The sequence below is a fragment of the Pseudomonas sp. SWRI22 genome (genome assembly GCF_014268395.2).
In the GTDB taxonomy this organism is placed as follows: domain Bacteria; phylum Pseudomonadota; class Gammaproteobacteria; order Pseudomonadales; family Pseudomonadaceae; genus Aquipseudomonas; species Aquipseudomonas paracarnis.
This window is the reverse complement of record NZ_JABWQK020000001.1, coordinates 275050-293712: the sequence shown is the minus strand read 5'-3', so window position 1 is coordinate 293712 and position 18663 is coordinate 275050. Positions and strand designations below refer to the sequence as shown.

Genomic DNA, 18663 nt, shown 5'->3' with positions numbered 1-18663 from the left:
GGTCAAGGGTAGATGAACTGAGAGAAGCGCACGGACGCCCCTGTTGGTCGCGACACCTGGGTATCCACGCTGCCCACCGTGTCGCTGCGCAAGGTCAGGTACAACACGGCCTGGCCGGCGCTGTCACTCAGCATCCAGACGCTTACACCCTCCCCGGCCGCCCTGGCCTTGAGCGGCTGCGGCTGGAGCATCTCGATATTGAAACCGCGCAGCAGCTCACCGCTCAACTCGACCTCCAGGGGTTCTTGGGCCTTGCCTTGCACATGAATCACCAGCCCATCGGAGGCGCCATTGCGTAAAAAGCGTTGGTACTCCACGCGCAACTGCCCATCGGCACTGCGCACTTCGCGGGTGCTCAGCGGCCCGCTGGAAAACAGGCCCGCCAGGCTCAGCCCCATCAGCACCAGCAGCGCGTACCAACCCACCCTTTCAAAGCGCCAGACCTTGCGCTGCAAGGCCATATCTTCCGGTACCGGGTAGTTGCGGCTCTGTAAGTCGTCGGGGTCTGGGTTGTTCATAGCGCGGCCCGGACTCAGCCCTTGCTGTGCTCGGGAGAAGACGGCCCCTTGGTGACACCCCTTGGGCCGGCAATCGCCCATATCGCGGCGCCCAGGAACGGCAGTACCACGACGACAGCACTCCAGCCTGCCTTGCTGGCCGAGGCGTTATCGCTGCGCCAGATGCTGTTGATGATCCACGCGTCGAGCAGTACGAGGATCACTGCCAGGCCTATCCAGAAGTAAGTGGTTTGCATGATGCACCTCCAGGTTATGTAACTTTGGGTGCGCAGGCGCAGGCAGGGTTCATTATTTTTGGGCTTTCTGCCTGGCGCTTGGTTTGCCGCCATCATGCGGACAACTTCGCCGATTCGTTCAGGAACGAACCTCTTGAAACAAGACAAGCTGAAACGTATCAGCCTTGGCAAAAGCACGAATTATGCACCAATGCATTTTTAACCTTGACCCATAACAGCGAGTCCTCTAAATTCAAATAACTGTATATGAATACAGTATTTTGAATCCCTTCATGGACGAGGCTTACTATGAAAAGCACCCCTTCGAAATTTGGCAAAACACCCCATCAACCCAGCCTGTGGACCCGCGCCGATGCGCTCAAAGTCCATGCGGACGACCCCACCACCACCCAGCCGCTGGTCAGTGCGAACTTCCCGGTATTGAGTGACGAGGTTTTTATCTGGGACACCATGCCGCTGCGTGATATCGACGGCAACATCACCTCCGTTGACGGCTGGTCGGTGATCTTCACCCTCACTGCGGATCGCCATCCGAACGACCCGCAATACCTCGATCAGAATGGTAACTACGACGTCATCCGCGACTGGAACGATCGCCATGGCCGGGCAAAGATGTACTACTGGTTCTCCCGCACCGGCAAAGACTGGAAACTCGGCGGCCGGGTAATGGCTGAAGGGGTTTCGCCCACCGTGCGCGAATGGGCTGGCACACCGATCCTGCTGAACGAACAAGGCGAAGTGGACCTGTACTACACCGCCGTCACGCCCGGCGCGACCATCGTCAAGGTGCGTGGCCGCGTGGTGACCACCGAGCACGGCGTCAGCCTGGTGGGCTTCGAGAAGGTCAAGCCACTGTTCGAGGCGGACGGCAAGATGTACCAGACCGAAGCGCAAAACGCCTTCTGGGGCTTTCGCGATCCATGGCCATTCCGCGACCCGAAAGACGGCAAGCTGTACATGCTGTTCGAAGGCAACGTGGCCGGCGAGCGCGGTTCGCACAAGGTCGGTAAAGCCGAAATCGGCGACGTGCCACCCGGCTATGAAGACGTCGGCAACTCGCGCTTCCAGACCGCCTGCGTCGGGATCGCCGTGGCCCGCGACGAAGACGGCGACGACTGGGAAATGCTGCCACCGCTGCTGACCGCGGTCGGCGTCAACGACCAGACCGAACGCCCGCACTTCGTGTTCCAGGACGGCAAGTACTACCTGTTCACCATCAGCCACACCTTCACCTACGCCGACGGTGTAACCGGCCCAGACGGGGTGTACGGTTTCGTCGCCGATTCGCTGTTCGGCCCGTATGTGCCGTTGAACGGCTCTGGCCTGGTACTGGGCAACCCGTCCTCCCAACCGTTCCAGACCTACTCGCACTGCGTTATGCCCAACGGCCTGGTGACCTCCTTCATCGACAGCGTACCGACCGACGACACCGGCACGCAGATCCGTATCGGCGGCACCGAGGCACCGACGGTGGGTATCAAGATCAAAGGACAGCAAACGTTCGTAGTCGCGGAGTATGACTACGGCTACATCCCGCCGATGCTCGACGTTACGCTCAAGTAAACGGAGGCTGTAAGACAACGGGTTTGAATTCGATGACAAACCCGTAGTGGATAGCATCGAGATATCCCGTCTGATGCAACTCACCCCACCTCACCGGCTACAAGGATGTCGCCAGTGAGGTGGGGTGCGCGCTGTGCCCGTTGAAGGCCAGCGCCTCAAAGCCAGTCGTAGACGTCGATGCCGCTGAGAATGAGCGGGTGATTCATGAGGCTTAAGTCGATCAATTTCCAACGTTTTTGAAAGTGAATTGTTCTAAAAAGAAAACAATGAATTTAAATATATGGCCTTTTTATGAACAGTCAAAAGCTTTATCGTGTGAATCCTTCCTGCAATGCACGCACCTTTGACTAGTGAGAATCAAGACATGCCATTGATCAAAATCGACCTTATAGATGGGCGTTCTGATGACCAAGTAAAAACCTTGCTCGACGCTGCCCACTGCGCAGTCGTGGAGGCATTTCAAGTACCCGAAGGGGATCGGTATCAAATCGTCAACGAACATCGCCCAAGTAGATTGATTGTCAAAGATACAGGGCTCGGTATCGATCGAACGGACAATGTAGTGGTGATCACTGTGATCAGTCGTCCTAGGACTGAGGAATCCAAAGTCTTGTTCTATCAGTTGCTAGCGAAAGGCCTGCGGGAGAAATGTGGAATTGCCGCCTCCGAACTGGTGGTTTCAATCGTAACCAATACAGATGCGGACTGGAGCTTTGGTTATGGACGGGCACAATTTCTAACCGGGGAGCTTTGAGGCACTCAGTGGAGTCTGGCTCCGAGTTGGGCCCCAAAGGAGTATCCCACACGGCAATCCCGCGGTGCCCTTGATACCGCCTTGCGGATATTTTCTGCTATGCGCTCGCGCAGGGGCGCCTATGCTTCGCCTGGAAACCACCGTGACTCAGGATTATCGGTGCCAAATGTGACATCCACCCAAAGCGCAACGAGGCGGTTTGGAAACCGAATCAAAGGTGCAATGCGGGTGTGGACTCGCGAACGCCATGGACAGAAGGGACCCGGACACGCAGCGCAATCAGCAACGCAGCCAGCAGCATCAGCATCGCTGCCGCTATGAATACGCCCGCGCTGCCACCGAGGCTGAACACTGCTCCGCCAGCGGCGGCGCCCGTGGCGATGGCGGACTGCACAGATGCCACCACCATGCCCCCGGCGCTTTCCGCCTGATCAGGTACCGCGCTGGCGACCCAGTTCGACCACGCCACCGGCACACCGCCGAAGGCCAAGCCCCATATTGCCAGCAGTACTGCCTGCACCGGCAACGAGGGTGGCAACAGCACCAACGCCAGTGCTGCAACCCCGACCAGCGCAGGCATTAACACCAGAGTGGCCAGCGGGTGGTGCTCCAGCAGCCTGCCAGCCAACAGCGTGCCGAAGAAGTTCGCCACACCGAACCCCAGCAACATCAGCGACAGCCCTTGCGGGCCGATGCCGGTAGTGCCTTCCAGGAATGGCCGAACATAGGTGAACATCGCAAAGTGACCGCTATGCACCAGCACACAACCGAACATCCCCATGGCGATGCCCGGGCGCTGCAACACTTCGAAAACGGTGCGCAGACGTGCCGGCCGGCGCGGCGCGAGGCGCGGTAAAGTCAATGACTGAAACGCCAGGGTCACCATGCCTACCGCCGCCGCTGCAAAGAACGCGCTGCGCCAGCCGTATAGCCCGCCCAGATAACTGCCCAGCGGCACGGCAACGACCGTCCCGATGGCAATCCCGCTGAAAATGATCGACAGCGCCCGAGGCAACAAAGCACTCGGCACCAAGCGCATCGCCACCGCCGCAGCCATGCTCCAGAACCCGCCTAGGGCAATCCCCAGCAAGATGCGCATCAACAACAGCACCGCGAAGCTGGAGGAAACGGCGACCAGAAGATTGGAGGCAACCATCAGCGTTGAAAACCCCAGCAACACCCAACGTCGGTCGATACCGCGGGTCAGGCCTGGCACCAACAAACCGGCGAACAGCGCTACCACTGCTGTCACCGTTACCGCCTGGCCAGCCAGTGCTTCGGACACTCCCAGATCAGTCGCCATCAGTGTTAACAAACTGGCCGGAAGGTACTCAGCGGTCAGTAATCCGAACACCCCCATTGCCAGCGAGAAGACCGCCATCCACGCGGGGGCCGCAGGCTCTGCCTCCGAGAAGGCGCCGGGATGGCGGTTGGATACGGCACTACATATACAGTCAGTCATTGCAGGGATCTCCAGTCTTCATTTCAAGCCGCAGTCTAGGCGCCGGAAACTGGATGATCTATGATCAAAAACCTCTACTTTTTGACTAAAACACCTGAACAATGTCTGCAGAACAGTTTGCTCTTTCCTCGGATCTCATCAACGAGCTGTTGCGCGGCATGCGCCTGCGTGGCGTCGAATACCGGCGTATACAAACGAGTCCGACTTTCGGTTTGGGCTTCGCTGAAAAAACTGGGCATGCCTGGTTCCATTTCATGGCGGTCGGCAATGCGGTACTGCGAATGGCGGACGGTACCACCTACGCGCTGTCTGCCGGCAACGCCGTGTTCATCTCCCATGGCGCGGCCCATCAACTGTCTTCCCATACGGACGCACCTGTTCAGGACATCGACGGTCTAGACAGCGTCCCCCTCGGTGACACCGTGAGCGCGGTGCACACCGCAACCGATGCCAGCCCAACGCCGAGCACTATTTTGTTCAGTGGTTGCATGGAGTTTGAACTGGGCAGTATCCATGGCCTTGGCAAACTGATGCCGGGCCTGATGTTGATTGATGCCGGCGGCCAGCGCTACCCTGGACTGGTGCCTATCCTGACCACCATGGAACGCGAGGTCAGCGCCGCACGTGTGGGCTTCGCCGGTATCCTCGCGCGGTTGGCCGACGTGGTGGCCGCCATGGTCGTTCGCGGCTGGGTGGAGTGCGCTTGCGGTAATGCCTCTGGCCTGGTCGCCGCCTTGCGCGATCCACGCTTGGCCGGTGCGCTGCTAGCGCTCCATCAACAACCGGGCCGCGACTGGACCGTTGCCCAGTTGGCAGAGCAATGCAATACCTCACGCTCAGCCTTCGCGGATCGCTTCCAGGTGACGATTGGCATGACGCCGCTGCGCTATGTCACCGAACTACGAATGCGGCTTGCAAGCCAGTGGCTGACCCTGGAAAGGCTGCCGATCGAAGAGGTAGCACAGCGCTTGGGCTATACATCCCAGGCCGCTTTCAGCCGCGCATTCAAACGCATTACGGGCAAGACACCGGGGTTAAGTCGCAAGGTGAGGCAGCCCATTGTTACTTGACGCTGAGCGCACGTAGTCGACGATCTGTGCCTCTGAATCATTTAATGAAAACCGCTCGTGACTACCTGATCGAAAGCCAGCACTGGAACCTCTCAGGCTCTGCATAGGACCCGATCCGCGGTAGCGGCCCCTCATCGCGTGTTTTCACCCTCCATTGAAAGATCACTCCTACACCTTCTCCAAATACCTCCGACGGCCCCATCTGAAATACCCAACAGTCACGAAAAATGACGAGCCCTTTTCTACAATAAACGTTATGTATTCAGTTGTTCTGGGCAAGAAGCCCACGTCTCCATTCATCTCATGAAGAACTCGGATCATGCTAAATACTTCGTTTTTTCCCTCATTACGTACCGCCATCGGTACAGCCCTGCGGCCCCGACAGCTCAACCGAGAGGAAGAGCGCCTGATCCACTACTACCGTTGCTTGTCGGAGCAGGATCGTGAAGCGGTGCGCTGCCTGATGTTTGCGGTCAGGGAAACCAGCGAGGTGAACACCCTCCCCCATAAAAAGTGACACCGCCATGGGTCAGCAAACGATGACGTACCTGCGGGTTGGACATCTAGCCGGCAGCCCGTCACTAACACCCTCGCGATGGATTTTTCTACCCATAGAGCATGCCTGCTGCCCTCATAGGCAACGCCATTACGTGCGTGATTGTGACCGCGACCTCGCCGCCGAGACGTTCTACCTTGCCAGAGTACGAAGCCCCATTGCCGTGGAGGATCTGCATATCCCCATGCCCGCCTCCGTCAACCTCCAGCCCCGATTTCCCTTCGGTGGCCTGACCATCTCCCGCTGCGTGAACGCCCTGATCCGACAGGATCTGCTCGACCCGCTGCCTTATGTGCGCCAGCACATCTGCGGCGATTGGGGGGGATGTGCGCGCAGAGCATCGCCGCTACGGCGACCCACCTGATATTGCGAACCGTCACGCCGTAACCCAATCAACCACGAGACTTTGAGCCCCCGCCTGTCGAGGGCTCTCTGCCATGTGCTCGCGCAGGCCCCGCTACTCGCTTGTCGCCGGGAATTTCTCGCCATCCCCTGTTTTCAGCCACTGTGCATTAACGCTCAGCAGCCTGGCTATCTTATCGAGCTGCGAGTGTGGGATACCACGAGAAAACCAATTGGTCAGCCGCTGGGGGCTGATCTTCAGAAATAGCGCGAAATCCATTGGCGCGATCTTGCACTCCGACAGCACTACCCGCAGACGCACGCCGGAACATTCCGCGCTGGCAGCGCGAAGAGTCGTTGATCGTCGCCCCGTTTGCGTTTCTTTCCGTTGGCCGTAGACCATTCCTTGCTCCTTGTGTAGCTCCATGTGTTTTTTGCCCCTTTCACACTGCGGGTTCACTGAGTATAAACACCGCGTTCATGGGGTCCAATTCTCATGTCTCATAGCTTCTTCGGGTGAGCATTGGGGGGCGCATCACGCAGCGAGGCCTTTTCAAGCAGTTGCCAGGATAGGAAGGTTGTCGGGGTTGAGCTGATGAAGGCGAGCTGCTGCTGTCGCATGATGGGGCAAGTCCACCGCCTGGAAACCACCGTGACTCAGGATTATCGGTACCAGAAGTGACGCGTGACCAAAGGTCGATGCGCGCCGGGAAGATGAATAAACAGTAGCAGGCTTGGTGACAGGTGAACTGAGCGAATCCAGGAGCAATACGAATTTGAGTCTTACCGGATCACACTGAGCACCCACGGTTTTGCACACAAAAAAAGACGCCGAAGCGTCTATTCCGTAAATCACAGGCAAAAAAAAGCCACTCGTTAGAGTGGCTTTTTCTTTTATGCTTGGAGCGGGAAACGAGACTCGAACTCGCGACCCCGACCTTGGCAAGGTCGTGCTCTACCAACTGAGCTATTCCCGCTTGGTGATGCGCATTCTATAGAATCCTCAGCACCCGTCAACCCCTTGATTCAAAAAAGTTTTATTTCTTTTCAACGGTGGTTCGCAGATGAGGCCAGGCGGCGCGCAGGTATTGCAGCATGGACCACAGGGTCAGGCCTGCGGCGACCAGCAGCAAGGCGTAGCCGGTGAGCACCCAGAACGAGAAGTCCGACGGGTTGGCCAGCAGGATCACCAGCGCGAGCATCTGCGCGGCGGTTTTCCATTTGCCCATGTTGGAGACGGCCACGTGGGCGCGGGCGCCGATTTCGGCCATCCATTCGCGCAGGGCCGAGACGACGATCTCGCGGCCGATGATGACGGCGGCCGGCAGGGTCAGCCACAGGTTGCCGTGTTCCTGCACCAGCAGGACCAGGGCGACGGCCACCATGAGTTTGTCGGCCACGGGGTCGAGGAACGCGCCGAAGGGCGTGCTCTGTTCCAGGCGACGCGCCAGGTAGCCGTCGAGCCAGTCGGTGGCGGCTGCGAAGGCGAATACCGAACTGGAGGCGACGTAGCTCCATTCATACGGCAAATAGAACAACAATATGAAAATCGGGATAAGCAGGACGCGTAGAACGGTGATCAGATTAGGGATATTCATCGGCACAACTGGCTACGAGGTGAGAAGGCATTCTATTCGCTGTGCAGGTTTGCATAAATCAATTCAGCGAGCTTTTTACTGATACCGGGTGCTTTGGCTATCTCGTCAATGCTGGCACGGGACAGCTCCTGCAAGCCACCAAAATGTTTAAGCAAGTCGCGACGCCGCGTCGGGCCAACCCCTGCCACCCCTTCCAGGGTTGAGGTTCGCCGGGTTTTGCCACGGCGGGCGCGGTGGCCGGTAATGGCGAAACGGTGCGCTTCGTCGCGGATTTGTTGAATCAGGTGCAGTGCGGGTGAGTCGCCCTTCAACGTGAACTCATGGGCGGCATCATTCAAGTACAACGTCTCGAAACCGGCCTTGCGCGTGGTGCCCTTGGCCACACCGAGCAGGATCAGGTCCGGCACCGCCAGTTCGTTGAGCACGTCACGGGCCATGGATAACTGGCCCTTGCCGCCGTCTACCAGCAGGATATCGGGCAATTTGCCCTCCCCGTCCTTCAATTTGCTGAAACGCCGCGTGAGCGCCTGGTGCATGGCGGCGTAGTCATCGCCTGCGGTAACGCCTTCGATGTTGTAGCGCCGGTAGTCGGCCTTGATCGGCCCTTCCGGCCCGAATACCACGCAGGAGGCCACCGTGGCCTCACCGCTGGAGTGGCTGATGTCGTAGCACTCCAGGCGCTGGGGCGGCTCGTCCAGGTTGAGGACTTCGGCCAGGGCGTCGAAGCGTGCGGCAACGTGCTGTCGATTGGCCAGGCGTGCACCCAGGGCCTGTTCAGCGTTGGTGACGGCCAGTTGCTGCCAGCGAGCACGGGTGCCGCGTACGCGGTGGCTGATGTCCAGCTCGCGGCCGCGCAGCTCGTGGATGGCCTCGATCAAGGTGGGGAAGTCTACGTGCACCACGTTGACGATCAGTTCAGACGGCAGGTCGCGCTCAGGGCTGCTGACGTAGTACTGGCCAAGGAACGCGGCCATGACCTCTGCCACGTCTTCGTCGATACCGGTCTGCGGGAAGAAGTTCTTGCTGCCTAATACCCGCCCGCCTCGTACGCTGATCAGGTGCACACAGGCGCCGCCCGGGTTGACGAACGCGGCGATCACGTCGACGTCACCGGTGCCGCCTTCCATGCTTTGCTGGTCCTGGACACGGCGCAGCAGGGAGATCTGGTCGCGCAGTTCGGCAGCCTTTTCGAAATCGAGGGTGCTGGCGGCCTGCTCCATGGCCCCGGACAGCTCATCGGTGAGTGCGTTGCTGCGCCCTTCGAGGAACATCACCGAATGGCGCACATCCTCGGCGTACTCCGAAGGTTCCACCAGGCCCACGCAGGGCGCCTTGCAGCGCTTGATCTGGTATTGCAGGCACGGCCGGGTGCGGTTCTTGTAGAAGCTGTCTTCGCATTGACGCACAAAAAAGGTTTTTTGCAGCAGGCTCAGGCTTTCACGAATCGCCCCGGCGCTGGGGTAAGGCCCGAAGTACTTGCCCTTTTGCTTTTTTGCCCCGCGGTGAATGCTCAGGCGCGGAAAGTTGCCATCCGATAAAAACACGTAAGGGTAGGATTTATCATCACGCAGCAGGATGTTGTAGGGCGGCCGCCATTCCTTGATCAGCGTCTGCTCAAGCAGCAGCGCCTCGGTTTCATTGGCGGTGATGGTGGTTTCGACCTGGGCGATACGCGCCACCAAAGCGGCGGTTTTCGGCGCAAGGCCGGTCTTGCGAAAGTAGCTCGCCAGACGGTTCTTCAGGTTCTTGGCTTTGCCCACGTAAAGCAGGCGCGCCTCGCTGTCGAACATGCGGTACACGCCGGGGCGGCCACTGCAGGTGGAGAGAAAGGCACTCGGATCAAACGGTGTGGTCATGTCAGGCGCTGGCGTCCACCATGCCGTGGCGCACTGCGAGCAGGGTCAATTCAACATCACTGCTGATGGCAAGCTTCTCGAAGATACGATAACGGTAGGTATTGACGGTCTTGGGCGACAGGCACAGCTTGTCAGAGATGGTCTGCACCTTCTGGCAACCGACGATCATCAGGGCGATCTGGATTTCCCGCTCCGACAGCGCATCAAATGGCGAATCGCTGGTGGGCTGGAACGACTTGATCGCCAATTGCTGGGCAATCTGCGGGCTGATGTAACGCTGGCCGGCAAATACCAGGCGAATGGCTTGCACCATCTCGGCCAGGCCTGCGCCCTTGGTGAGGTAGCCGGCGGCACCGGCTTGCAGCAAACGGGTGGGAAACGGGTCTTCCTCGCACACCGTGACCACCACGACCTTGATGTCCGGATGGCTGCGCAATAACTTGGTCGTGGCACCAAGACCGCCAATCCCAGGCATCTTGACGTCCATCAGTACCACATCGGGCTTCAACTCCCGGGCCTTGATCAGGGATTCCTCCCCCGACTCCGCCTGGCCGACTACTTGCAGGCCGTCGATGTCAGCCAGCATTCGTGTAATGCCTGTACGAACGAGATCATGGTCATCGACTACTAGCACCCTAATCAAGCAGACACCTCGCGATATGGTCTTATAGGTTGCTGAACACCTTAGCAAAAAACCAAGGCGCAGACCTAGTTGCAAGTGTCATATATATAGAGATTAAACGTGCTGCGGCTGTTCGCCGGCTGGCGAACAGCCCTGTTTCCTGGGCTAAAGGTCAGGATTCCTGGGGGGGCGACTTGGCTTTTCCGTTCACCACGGATGAATGCTCAGCCAAGGTACTGGTCAAGCGACGGATTGCGTCCTGGTCTTCCTTGAACATCGCTCGGTAATTGCCCAGCACTTTTTCTTCGATCTTGCTCAGGTTATCCAGCTGGATCGGCGTTGGGCTGCCGGTCAACACGTACAGGATATCCACACCTTTTTCGGCGACGCGAGACAAATAGTCGGCCTTGGGTGCACGACCACCGCTTTCATATTTGCCTTGGGCGTTCGCTTCAACGCCTCCAATTTCTCCAAAAACTTTCTGCGACAGGCCAAGTCGCTCTCTTTCTTGCCTTAAGCGCGAACCGATTCCACTCATTTGGATGTATGATCCTAAATTGGCACACCCCAAGAGGTGTCACACCATCACTTCGTTAAACAAACTTGAACGGTTTTGAACTATGCCCGGAATCCGTACTGCTGCACAAGCCAAGGCCTGGCTGGAACATCAAGGAAAGTCAGTTCAAGCGTTCGCCCGGGAGCATGGCGTAGACCCGGCAACCACGTATCAAGTGCTCTCCGGACGCAAAAAGGGACGGCGTGGAGAAGCCCATAAAGTGGCGGTACTTCTGGGCATGAAAGAGGGCGTTATCGTGGATGAGCCAAGAGCTCAACCCCACGACGAACAAAGCACTAGCTGACAGCAGTATGCGCTTATTTGTAGGACGTGCATGTTTTAGTCCGATGTGAGTGCGCGACACTCACGCTCCATCCGCCAGAAGCCATCCTCTTCACCGACAATGCTCAACCCCAGGCGCTGATACAGCCTTCTTGCCGGGTTGGTCTTGAACACCGTCAAACGTAGAAAGCCCAGGCCCTCGACGCGTGCCTTGAGCGCCATTTGCTCCAGCACCCATGTGCCCGCGCCCTGCTTGCGGCAGCATTCCAGCAGGTGCAGCTCGCGGATATACAGGGCCTTGCCATCGCGGCTCAGGCTGATAAAGCCCATGACGACGTCATCGTTGCAGATCAGCCAGTTCTCGCGGCCCGCCCAGGCCACGTCGAAGCCGTCGTTGGACCACAACAAGCCGTTCTGACGGTAGTAATGGCTCATGGCCTGCTGGGTCAGGGTGCGGGCAAACGGCAGGTCCTGCTCGATGGCCCGGCGCAAATGAAACCTCATTCAGAGGGCGACCACTTGGCCGGTCCACTGCCCGCCGTCGCGACGGGCGATCACCAACGCGTCGCCGACACCGGGGGCGGCAACAAGCAAGTTGCCATCGGCGGTCCAGATCGCACTGCGGCCCGCACAAGCCCAGCCTCCGGACGGGCTACCGTGGTTAGCCATCAGTACCAACAGGCCATGCTCGGCCGCATAGCCTTCAAGCAAAGCACTGTCCGCCGCGTAGCCTCCCTCGCTGATCAGTACGCCGGCGGCATACACCGTGGCGCTCGCTGCCGCCGCTTGACGTGGATGGCTGGCCTGGGAAAAGTCCGCACACACCGCCAATGCGATACGCTCCTCGGCCAATTCCAGGGCTTCACCGCCCTGCCCCGCGGCAAATGCCAGCTCTTCGCCGGGGTGCAGATGCTGCTTGGTGTAGACGCCTACTGAACCGTCCGCCCCAAGCACCAGCGCGCCGATCAGCACACCTGTTTGTGGCGCCAGACGCACCGGCATGCCCACCACAGCCGTCAACCGCAGCTCCCGCGCCAACTCACGCAAAGGCGTCAACACGGCGTCTTGCGGGTCGATGGCCAAGTCGGCCGCCAGGAACGGCTCGTAGCCCGTCAGTGACAGTTCTGGAAACACCAGGCATTGCACGCCCTGTTCAGCCGCGGCCCGCATCAACGCCAGGTGCCGCTGGATATTGGCAGCGACATCGCCCGGGATGGAAACGGTTTGCGCCGCAGCAAGGGTCAAGGCAGTCATGGTCGCGTCCTGGCAATCACTGGTTGAGAGTTAGCAGCATATCCACACTTACCCCATAGCGGTAAGTACTACCACGCAATAGAAATTACTGATTGAATCCACCCGCACGCCTCTAGTAAGCTCCCCCCATCATTTGGAGAGCCCCATGTTGCCACTCACCCACACTCAGGTTTGCCCTGCTGCCAGCGCCTTGCGCTCGGTGTCGGCTACCCGTGTGAACGGTTCGAGCGCAATGGCCGGCTTTTATTTTGGGTATTGGTTTAGCCACTGGCGCGCCTGATACCTGAAATCGGCGCCCACTACTCAAGGGGTCGCCTACCAGAGAAATCTAAACCCCCGGTCGGCTCCCCGACCGGGGGTTTTGTTTTTTCAGCGCCTGACAATTTGTTTATCACGCTCACTTAAAGGAATCACACCATGGACTACGCCACTTATTACCGCTACGACACTTGCACTGCATGGCGATTTAGCCAGCTCCGTTCGGGACAGCCTGCCGCCTCCGACCGGTCACCCCGTGGTGGCAAGCCAACACACGTAGCCGATACGGCCAATTGTCGAACACCCCAGTAGGCCAAGCGTGCGGGAATCGCCCGCCGCTTGCCCAGGAAGCCTTGAATATGAACTCCTCCGTCGCCGCTTTGCCCGTCTCTGCCCTCAACAGCGCCAATGAAGCCCTGACCCAGCGTTTGCCCAGCGCTCTTGAACTCAAGCACCAACTCCCGCTCAGCCCGTTCCTCAACGAACAAGTCCACGCCCATCGCCAAGCCGTGCGCGCCATCCTCAATGGCGAAGACTCACGCTTGCTGGTGATTGTCGGCCCGTGCTCTATCCACGACCCGGAATCGGCCATGGAATACGCGCGCAATCTGAAGAAGCTCGCGCTTGAAGTCAGCGATCAGATGCTGCTGGTGATCCGTGCCTACGTCGAGAAACCGCGCACCACTGTGGGTTGGAAAGGCTTGGCCTACGATCCGCACTTGGACGGCAGCGATGACATGGCCGCCGGCCTGACCCTGTCCCGCGAACTGATGCGTGAAATGCTGCGCCTGGGCCTGCCGGTGGCCACCGAGTTGCTGCAACCCATGGCCGCCGGCTACTTCGATGACCTGCTCACTTGGGTCGCCATTGGCGCACGCACTACCGAGTCGCAGATTCACCGCGAAATGGCCAGCGGCCTGGGCATGCCCGTGGGCTTCAAGAACGGCACCGACGGTGGCGTCGCCATTGCCTGCGATGCGATGCGCTCAGCCTCTCACCCGCATCGTCATTTCGGCGTGGACAGCCAGGGCCACCCGGCGATCATCCAGACTCCCGGCAACCCCGACACCCACTTGGTGCTGCGCGGCGGCCACCGTGGGCCCAACTACGATGCGCAAAGCGTGGCCGACGTAAAGCATGACCTGGCCAAGTCCAAGGTGGCGGCACGGATCATGGTCGATTGCAGCCATGCCAACAGCGGCAAGAACCCGCTGCGCCAACCGGCGGTATTCAATGACGTGCTGGAGCAGCGCCTACAAGGTGATACCTCGCTGGTCGGCATGATGCTTGAGAGTCACCTGTTCGAAGGCTGCCAGCCGCTGAGCGCGTCGATGAAATACGGCGTTTCGGTGACCGATGGTTGCCTGGGTTGGGACGGGACCGAGCAGTTGTTACGCAGTGCCGCTGAGCAATTGCGGGAACACCGCAAAGCCGACTGATCGGTGAAAATCAAAATCCGGGAGGGACCTTGCTCTCGCTGGACGGGGTGCAGGCCCCGTCATTTTAGACAAAAAGCGGGTCCGCTTCGCGCCCCAGCGGGGGCAAGCTCCCTAAGGCACGCGGCTAGGCCCTGGCCACCGGCATGCGGGATAACTCCCGCAGCCACGGCAACACTCGCAGGCCGTGGAAGACCTCCGAGGGGTCGACGATGCCCATGAAATGTTCAAGATTGACGTTGTCCGGCACGCCCGGCAGGCGCACCCGTATTACCGGCGTTACACCGCAAGGCGCACCCAGATCCAGGTGATCGTAGACCAGCACATGACGCACCTGAGGCTGAGCTTCGTAAGCCTGGGCCATCAGCGCCGCATTGATAATCAGCACATCGAATGGGTCGGCAGGAATAGCGGTGAGAATCCGTAACTCCTCGAACGTTTGCACCGGCACGATCCGGTAATAGCCCAACTGGTTGAGCATTTTCTCGATGTACAGGCGTTGCAGATGCTGTTCATCGGCAATCAGGATGGTCAATGCTTTGTTCGGCATGGCAAACCCCTGGGCAGGCAGTGCTCGACAGTGAGCGTCGCCCATTTTCCAGACATATGCCGACGAAAAAATCAGGCTTATTCCCCGTTCATGTAAGAACTTTCCCAAATCCTCCGAAAGGCGATCAATCACAGTCAGGGCTGATTGCAATAAGCGCTTAAGCCATGATGCAAAACATCGATCGCCTCACCCACGCTTTCAACCGCTGGTCCCAATGCCTGACGGTCCCGCTGTTCACACGCCGCCTCCAATGCCTCACATACACTGATCAATGGGTTGGCCTTGACCATCCGCGCGCCTCCCTTGGCACGATGAGCCAGGTCGTGCAACCTGGCAAAGTCTGCCTGGCTTGCCAGCCGTGGCAGCAAGGCACGATCCGCCTCCAGGCTTTCGAGTAACGGCGCCAGCAATTCGACCAGCGCGGCATGATCATCCCCGGTCAGCGCAACCAGGGTGCTCAAGTTGAAGGCAACCAAGGGTCGCGGGCTCGTGCCAACTGAACGCGACGCCAATGCCGCCCGCAAGTCGTCAAGCCCGGTTGGCTTGAACAGGCAGCCATCCATGCCAGCCTGCCGACAGCGCTCGGCCTCCTCCGGCTGGGCGTTGGCGGTGAACCCAAGTAACAGGCAGGGCTCCAGACCCCGCTCACGCTCCTGTGCGCGAATCTCCTGGGCCAACTGATAGCCGTTCTTGAACGGCATATTGCAATCAGTAATGACGCCGTCGAACTGCCCCGTTCGCCACTGTTCAAGCCCTTGGACACCGTCTTCGGCCGTGATGATACGGTGGCCCAGAAAGCTCAACTGTCGGGCCAGCAGCAAGCGGTTGGCCGGGTAGTCGTCCACCACCAGAATGCTCAGCGCGCGCCCCTCAGGCGCCGCCTCTTGCACAGGCTCAACCGGGGCTGGCAGCGTGGCGGTCATGACCAGGGTCAACGTCACGTCCACCCGAGTGCCGTGCCCCAACACACTACTCAAGTGCAATTGGCCGCCCATCATTTCGCACAGGCTGCGGCTGATCACCAACCCCAGCCCAGACCCGCTGCGTGCCGATTGCTGGTTATTGCTGCCCTGGATGAACACACTGAACAACCGCTGCTGGTCGGTGACGCTGATTCCGATGCCGGTATCTTGCACCCATAACTGCACGGCCAAGCGATCGCCCTCGACCACCGCCTGCGCGACCAAACTGACCTGCCCATGGGGAGTGAACTTGATGGCATTGCTCAGCAGATTCGAGACCACCTGCTTGAATCGCAGCGGGTCGACCAGCACCGCCTGGTCAATCAACGGGTCCAGCTCAACCTGCAGTGCCAACCCCTTGGCTCGGGCCAGCCCCTCGAATACGCGTGCGACCGACGCCAACAACTCATGCAGATTGGCGGGCTCCAGGGTCAGTGACAAATGCCCGGACTCGATCCGCGCTATATCGAGAATATCGCCGATCAGCTCCAACATACCCCGCGAAGCCACCGAGGCCACCTCCAGAGCATCGCGGTCGACCCGTCCCTGCTCGGCATTTTTCAAGGCCAGTTCGATCATGCCGATCACGGCGTTCATCGGCGTGCGGATCTCGTGGCTCATGGTCGCCAGGAAGGTCGTCTTGGCGCGATTGGCGGCGTCGGCATCGTCCTTGGCTTCCTGTAGCTGGCCGAGCAACCGGTGCCGTTCGCTTACGTCTACCCAACCGGCAATCATGCCCACCACCTTCTCGTCGCCGTCGCGATACGGCAGCATCCACTGGTAAATGGTCAGCACATCGCCATTGGGCACCTTGAGGATTCGATCATGAATCTGCGGCTCGCCGCCGGCCATCAAGCGCAGGTAATCGTCATGAAACGACCGGGCCTGTGGCGGGTTTTCGATGTCGGTTTCCACTACGGTCCTGCCGATCACGTCTTCAAGTTTGTAGCCAAACACGTCGAGGTAGGCGTTATTGCAGGCCATCAGTCGCCCTTGGCGATCACGCACGTAAATCGGGTGCGGCGTGCCGTCGATCAATACGCTCATGAACCGCATCTGATCGCTCAGCGCTCGCTCGGCCTGCAGGCGCTTGCGAATCAGGCTGCGCAGGTAAATCGCCCAGCCCAGCGTGATGGCCAACAACAACGCCGCCAACCCAAAGCCCTGAAGAATCACATTACGATAACGCAACCAATAGCTGTCCTCGATGATGACCTCGCTACGCCACTGGCCAATCAGTTCGTCCATTTCCTGAGGGGTGATGCTCAGCAGCGCCTTGTCGAGGATCGAATACAGCTCCAACTGACTGCGATTTACCCCAAAGGTCACGCGTGCAGGCTCAATGCCAACCGTGCTGCTGACACGCAAGCGGTCGCGGTAATACCGGGTGATCAGATAACGTGCGCTGATCAACGAGTTGACCGCGCCGTCGGCGTCACCATTGGCCACCAGCGCCATGGCTTGCTGGGGGTTCTCCACGTCGACAAACATCACACCTGGAAAATTTTTCGCTATGTCCTCATGCAGGCCATTGCCGACCACCATGGCCAGGCGTTTGCCGACCATGTCCTCCAGCGTGAGCGGGCTGTGGGGACCGTTACGGGTTACCAGCACAAAGGGATTGGTCAGGTAGGGCCGGGTAAAGCGCACTTTTTCAGCACGCTCCGCGCTAGGCGTGACGACCGCCAGCATGTCCGCCGTACCCGCACTGACGATATTGATCTGGCGCGGCAATGAGCCGCCCGGGACCACATCGAACTTCAAGCCGGTACGCAAGCTGATACGCGATAGTACCTCGGCACTCAACCCTTCGAACTGGCCTTGATCACCAATAAAAGATAACGGTAGAAAGTCATTGAGTACCGCGACTCTGACCCTTGGATTCTTTTGCACCCAGCGTTGTTCGCTGGCACTCAAATGCAACCGGTCAACGCCGATTATCCCCAGGTTACCTCCGCTCCAGCGGCGCAGGATTTCCATCTGCTCGCTGGCGGGAATCGCCTCCAGCGCGGCATTGAGAATGGGCAGTAAACGTGTATTTTCGCGGGCGACGGCAAACGCAAACGGGTTGACTTCCAAGCCGGAAAAATCCGCCATACGTACATTGTTGAGGTGATTGCGATTGATCAGATAGTTGCTGCTGATAGCATCCCCCAAATAGACGTCGGCGCGACCAAACGCTACGGCACCAATGGCTTCGAAAGTCGAGGCAAACAACTCCAATTGGGCCTGGGGGTAAAACGCCCGAACGGCGTCGGGCTGCATATAGTGATACAGCATCGCTACACGCTTGCCCGCCAGGTCGTCGTTCAACACCTGGCTATCGCCGCTGCGAGTCACCAGGGTCGGTTGATCGTTGGCGTAGGAGCGAGACAAAAGCAGTTGCGGGTCGGCCGCTTCGTAGCCATTGGCGGAACCGAGAAAATCCACGCCCCCCTGCTTCAAGGCTTCGATCACTTCATCGCGGGTATCGTAACGCCGTACCTCTATGGAGATATGCAGGGCCTGACCCACCAGTGCGGCAAAATCGGCGGTGATACCTTCGAGCTCGTCGTTGTTATTGGTCAAGTCAAAAGGCGCGTAATCGGGAGCAGAAACCCCCATCAACAATGTGCGCCGCTCGCGCAGCCAGCGCCAATCAGACTCGTCCAGTGCTACTTGCGGGGTGTCAATACGTGAGTGCCCCAACAGCCGCAAAGCATGGGGCTCATCCAGGGCCACCGCGATCTGAGGTAACAGGCTCATCCAGAAGATCATGGCGAACCTTATAAACGCGGTGGTGATCATC

At 59.1% G+C, this 18663-nt stretch carries 19 protein-coding genes and 1 tRNA gene; 7 read left to right on the top strand and 13 right to left on the bottom strand.

Features of this window, described 5'->3' with window-relative positions:
• Positions 1 to 2: 2 nt before the first annotated feature.
• Together HU730_RS01325 and HU730_RS01320 are read right to left on the bottom strand one after the other, a co-directional pair.
• A complete protein-coding gene (locus HU730_RS01325) occupies positions 3 to 518 on the bottom strand; it encodes a hypothetical protein (protein ID WP_105226467.1) in 516 nt (171 codons plus the stop codon).
• 14 nt (positions 519 to 532) lie between these two features.
• On the bottom strand, positions 533 to 754 hold the full coding sequence (locus tag HU730_RS01320; RefSeq protein ID WP_003190416.1) for a PLD nuclease N-terminal domain-containing protein: 222 nt from the start codon (positions 752 to 754) through the stop codon (positions 533 to 535).
• On the opposite strand from HU730_RS01320, the gene HU730_RS01315 reads away from it, so the two are divergent.
• From HU730_RS01315 to HU730_RS01305, 3 genes are all read left to right on the top strand, one after another.
• A complete protein-coding gene (locus HU730_RS01315; protein ID WP_217862427.1) occupies positions 749 to 994 on the top strand; it encodes a hypothetical protein in 246 nt (81 codons plus the stop codon). The genes HU730_RS01320 and HU730_RS01315 overlap by 6 nt on opposite strands.
• A 48-nt stretch (positions 995 to 1042) precedes the next feature.
• The gene (locus HU730_RS01310; RefSeq protein WP_034127090.1) at positions 1043 to 2317 is read left to right on the top strand and encodes a glycoside hydrolase family 68 protein; all 1275 of its coding nucleotides are present in this window, start codon (positions 1043 to 1045) and stop codon (positions 2315 to 2317) included.
• 364 nt (positions 2318 to 2681) lie between these two features.
• Positions 2682 to 3071 (top strand): tautomerase family protein, encoded by a 390-nt coding sequence (locus tag HU730_RS01305; RefSeq protein ID WP_034127089.1) that lies wholly within the window; start codon positions 2682 to 2684, stop codon positions 3069 to 3071.
• A gap of 211 nt (positions 3072 to 3282) precedes the next feature.
• On the opposite strand, the gene HU730_RS01300 is transcribed toward HU730_RS01305, so the two are convergent.
• On the bottom strand, positions 3283 to 4533 hold the full coding sequence (locus HU730_RS01300) for an MFS transporter (protein ID WP_034127088.1): 1251 nt from the start codon (positions 4531 to 4533) through the stop codon (positions 3283 to 3285).
• A gap of 101 nt (positions 4534 to 4634) precedes the next feature.
• On the opposite strand from HU730_RS01300, the gene HU730_RS01295 reads away from it, so the two are divergent.
• Together HU730_RS01295 and HU730_RS01290 are read left to right on the top strand one after the other, a co-directional pair.
• The gene (locus HU730_RS01295; RefSeq protein ID WP_186527292.1) at positions 4635 to 5603 is read left to right on the top strand and encodes an AraC family transcriptional regulator; all 969 of its coding nucleotides are present in this window, start codon (positions 4635 to 4637) and stop codon (positions 5601 to 5603) included.
• A gap of 319 nt (positions 5604 to 5922) precedes the next feature.
• Positions 5923 to 6120, top strand: a complete 198-nt coding sequence (locus HU730_RS01290; protein ID WP_034127086.1) for a hypothetical protein — start codon at positions 5923 to 5925, stop codon at positions 6118 to 6120.
• Positions 6121 to 6616: 496 nt separating this feature from the next.
• On the opposite strand, the gene HU730_RS01285 is transcribed toward HU730_RS01290, so the two are convergent.
• The 6 genes from HU730_RS01285 to HU730_RS01260 all read right to left on the bottom strand — a co-directional run bounded on the left by HU730_RS01285 (position 6617) and on the right by HU730_RS01260 (position 11115).
• Entirely contained in the window at positions 6617 to 6904 is a 288-nt protein-coding gene (locus tag HU730_RS01285) for a hypothetical protein (RefSeq protein WP_186527293.1), read from the bottom strand.
• A 498-nt stretch (positions 6905 to 7402) separates the two neighbouring features.
• Positions 7403 to 7478 (bottom strand) — tRNA-Gly (locus HU730_RS01280).
• A gap of 60 nt (positions 7479 to 7538) precedes the next feature.
• Positions 7539 to 8099 (bottom strand): CDP-diacylglycerol--glycerol-3-phosphate 3-phosphatidyltransferase, encoded by a 561-nt coding sequence (pgsA, locus tag HU730_RS01275; RefSeq protein WP_003190391.1) that lies wholly within the window; start codon positions 8097 to 8099, stop codon positions 7539 to 7541.
• A 32-nt stretch (positions 8100 to 8131) separates the two neighbouring features.
• Positions 8132 to 9955 carry an excinuclease ABC subunit UvrC gene (gene uvrC, locus HU730_RS01270; protein WP_186527294.1) on the bottom strand — a complete coding sequence of 608 codons (1824 nt, stop codon included), beginning with the start codon at positions 9953 to 9955 and terminating at the stop codon, positions 8132 to 8134.
• Position 9956: 1 nt separating this feature from the next.
• Entirely contained in the window at positions 9957 to 10598 is a 642-nt protein-coding gene (uvrY, locus tag HU730_RS01265; protein WP_003190387.1) for a UvrY/SirA/GacA family response regulator transcription factor, read from the bottom strand.
• A gap of 151 nt (positions 10599 to 10749) precedes the next feature.
• Positions 10750 to 11115: a helix-turn-helix transcriptional regulator gene (locus HU730_RS01260; RefSeq protein ID WP_003190384.1), complete on the bottom strand. Its 366-nt coding sequence runs from the start codon at positions 11113 to 11115 to the stop codon at positions 10750 to 10752.
• Positions 11116 to 11197: 82 nt separating this feature from the next.
• On the opposite strand from HU730_RS01260, the gene HU730_RS01255 reads away from it, so the two are divergent.
• Positions 11198 to 11437, top strand: coding sequence for a DNA-binding protein (locus HU730_RS01255; protein ID WP_081095754.1), 240 nt, complete (start codon positions 11198 to 11200; stop codon positions 11435 to 11437).
• A 35-nt stretch (positions 11438 to 11472) separates the two neighbouring features.
• Here the strand turns inward: HU730_RS01255 and HU730_RS01250 are convergent, their stop codons facing one another.
• Both HU730_RS01250 and HU730_RS01245 read right to left on the bottom strand, forming a co-directional pair.
• Positions 11473 to 11919 carry a GNAT family N-acetyltransferase gene (locus tag HU730_RS01250; RefSeq protein ID WP_058410179.1) on the bottom strand — a complete coding sequence of 149 codons (447 nt, stop codon included), beginning with the start codon at positions 11917 to 11919 and terminating at the stop codon, positions 11473 to 11475.
• Positions 11920 to 12669, bottom strand: a complete 750-nt coding sequence (locus tag HU730_RS01245) for a carbon-nitrogen hydrolase family protein (RefSeq protein WP_186527295.1) — start codon at positions 12667 to 12669, stop codon at positions 11920 to 11922. It lies immediately after the preceding gene.
• 617 nt (positions 12670 to 13286) lie between these two features.
• Between HU730_RS01245 and HU730_RS01240 the strand changes: the two genes are divergently transcribed.
• Positions 13287 to 14366, top strand: coding sequence for a 3-deoxy-7-phosphoheptulonate synthase (locus HU730_RS01240; protein ID WP_096143316.1), 1080 nt, complete (start codon positions 13287 to 13289; stop codon positions 14364 to 14366).
• Positions 14367 to 14490: 124 nt separating this feature from the next.
• Here the strand turns inward: HU730_RS01240 and HU730_RS01235 are convergent, their stop codons facing one another.
• Together HU730_RS01235 and HU730_RS01230 are read right to left on the bottom strand one after the other, a co-directional pair.
• The gene (locus HU730_RS01235; protein WP_057978362.1) at positions 14491 to 14913 is read right to left on the bottom strand and encodes a hypothetical protein; all 423 of its coding nucleotides are present in this window, start codon (positions 14911 to 14913) and stop codon (positions 14491 to 14493) included.
• A gap of 134 nt (positions 14914 to 15047) precedes the next feature.
• A complete protein-coding gene (locus HU730_RS01230; RefSeq protein ID WP_186527296.1) occupies positions 15048 to 18662 on the bottom strand; it encodes a transporter substrate-binding domain-containing protein in 3615 nt (1204 codons plus the stop codon).
• Position 18663: the final 1 nt, after the last annotated feature.

Coding starts and splice junctions, on each gene's coding strand:
- HU730_RS01325 (WP_105226467.1), bottom strand. CDS start 518: ATGAACAACCCAGACCCCGACGACTTACAGAGCCGCAACTACCCGGTA.
- HU730_RS01320 (WP_003190416.1), bottom strand. CDS start 754: ATGCAAACCACTTACTTCTGGATAGGCCTGGCAGTGATCCTCGTACTG.
- HU730_RS01310 (WP_034127090.1), top strand. CDS start 1,043: ATGAAAAGCACCCCTTCGAAATTTGGCAAAACACCCCATCAACCCAGC.
- HU730_RS01305 (WP_034127089.1), top strand. CDS start 2,682: ATGCCATTGATCAAAATCGACCTTATAGATGGGCGTTCTGATGACCAA.
- HU730_RS01300 (WP_034127088.1), bottom strand. CDS start 4,533: ATGACTGACTGTATATGTAGTGCCGTATCCAACCGCCATCCCGGCGCC.
- HU730_RS01295 (WP_186527292.1), top strand. CDS start 4,635: ATGTCTGCAGAACAGTTTGCTCTTTCCTCGGATCTCATCAACGAGCTG.
- HU730_RS01290 (WP_034127086.1), top strand. CDS start 5,923: ATGCTAAATACTTCGTTTTTTCCCTCATTACGTACCGCCATCGGTACA.
- HU730_RS01285 (WP_186527293.1), bottom strand. CDS start 6,904: ATGGTCTACGGCCAACGGAAAGAAACGCAAACGGGGCGACGATCAACG.
- pgsA (WP_003190391.1), bottom strand. CDS start 8,099: ATGAATATCCCTAATCTGATCACCGTTCTACGCGTCCTGCTTATCCCG.
- uvrC (WP_186527294.1), bottom strand. CDS start 9,955: ATGACCACACCGTTTGATCCGAGTGCCTTTCTCTCCACCTGCAGTGGC.
- HU730_RS01260 (WP_003190384.1), bottom strand. CDS start 11,115: ATGAGTGGAATCGGTTCGCGCTTAAGGCAAGAAAGAGAGCGACTTGGC.
- HU730_RS01255 (WP_081095754.1), top strand. CDS start 11,198: ATGCCCGGAATCCGTACTGCTGCACAAGCCAAGGCCTGGCTGGAACAT.
- HU730_RS01250 (WP_058410179.1), bottom strand. CDS start 11,919: ATGAGGTTTCATTTGCGCCGGGCCATCGAGCAGGACCTGCCGTTTGCC.
- HU730_RS01245 (WP_186527295.1), bottom strand. CDS start 12,669: ATGACTGCCTTGACCCTTGCTGCGGCGCAAACCGTTTCCATCCCGGGC.
- HU730_RS01240 (WP_096143316.1), top strand. CDS start 13,287: ATGAACTCCTCCGTCGCCGCTTTGCCCGTCTCTGCCCTCAACAGCGCC.
- HU730_RS01235 (WP_057978362.1), bottom strand. CDS start 14,913: ATGCCGAACAAAGCATTGACCATCCTGATTGCCGATGAACAGCATCTG.
- HU730_RS01230 (WP_186527296.1), bottom strand. CDS start 18,662: ATGATCACCACCGCGTTTATAAGGTTCGCCATGATCTTCTGGATGAGC.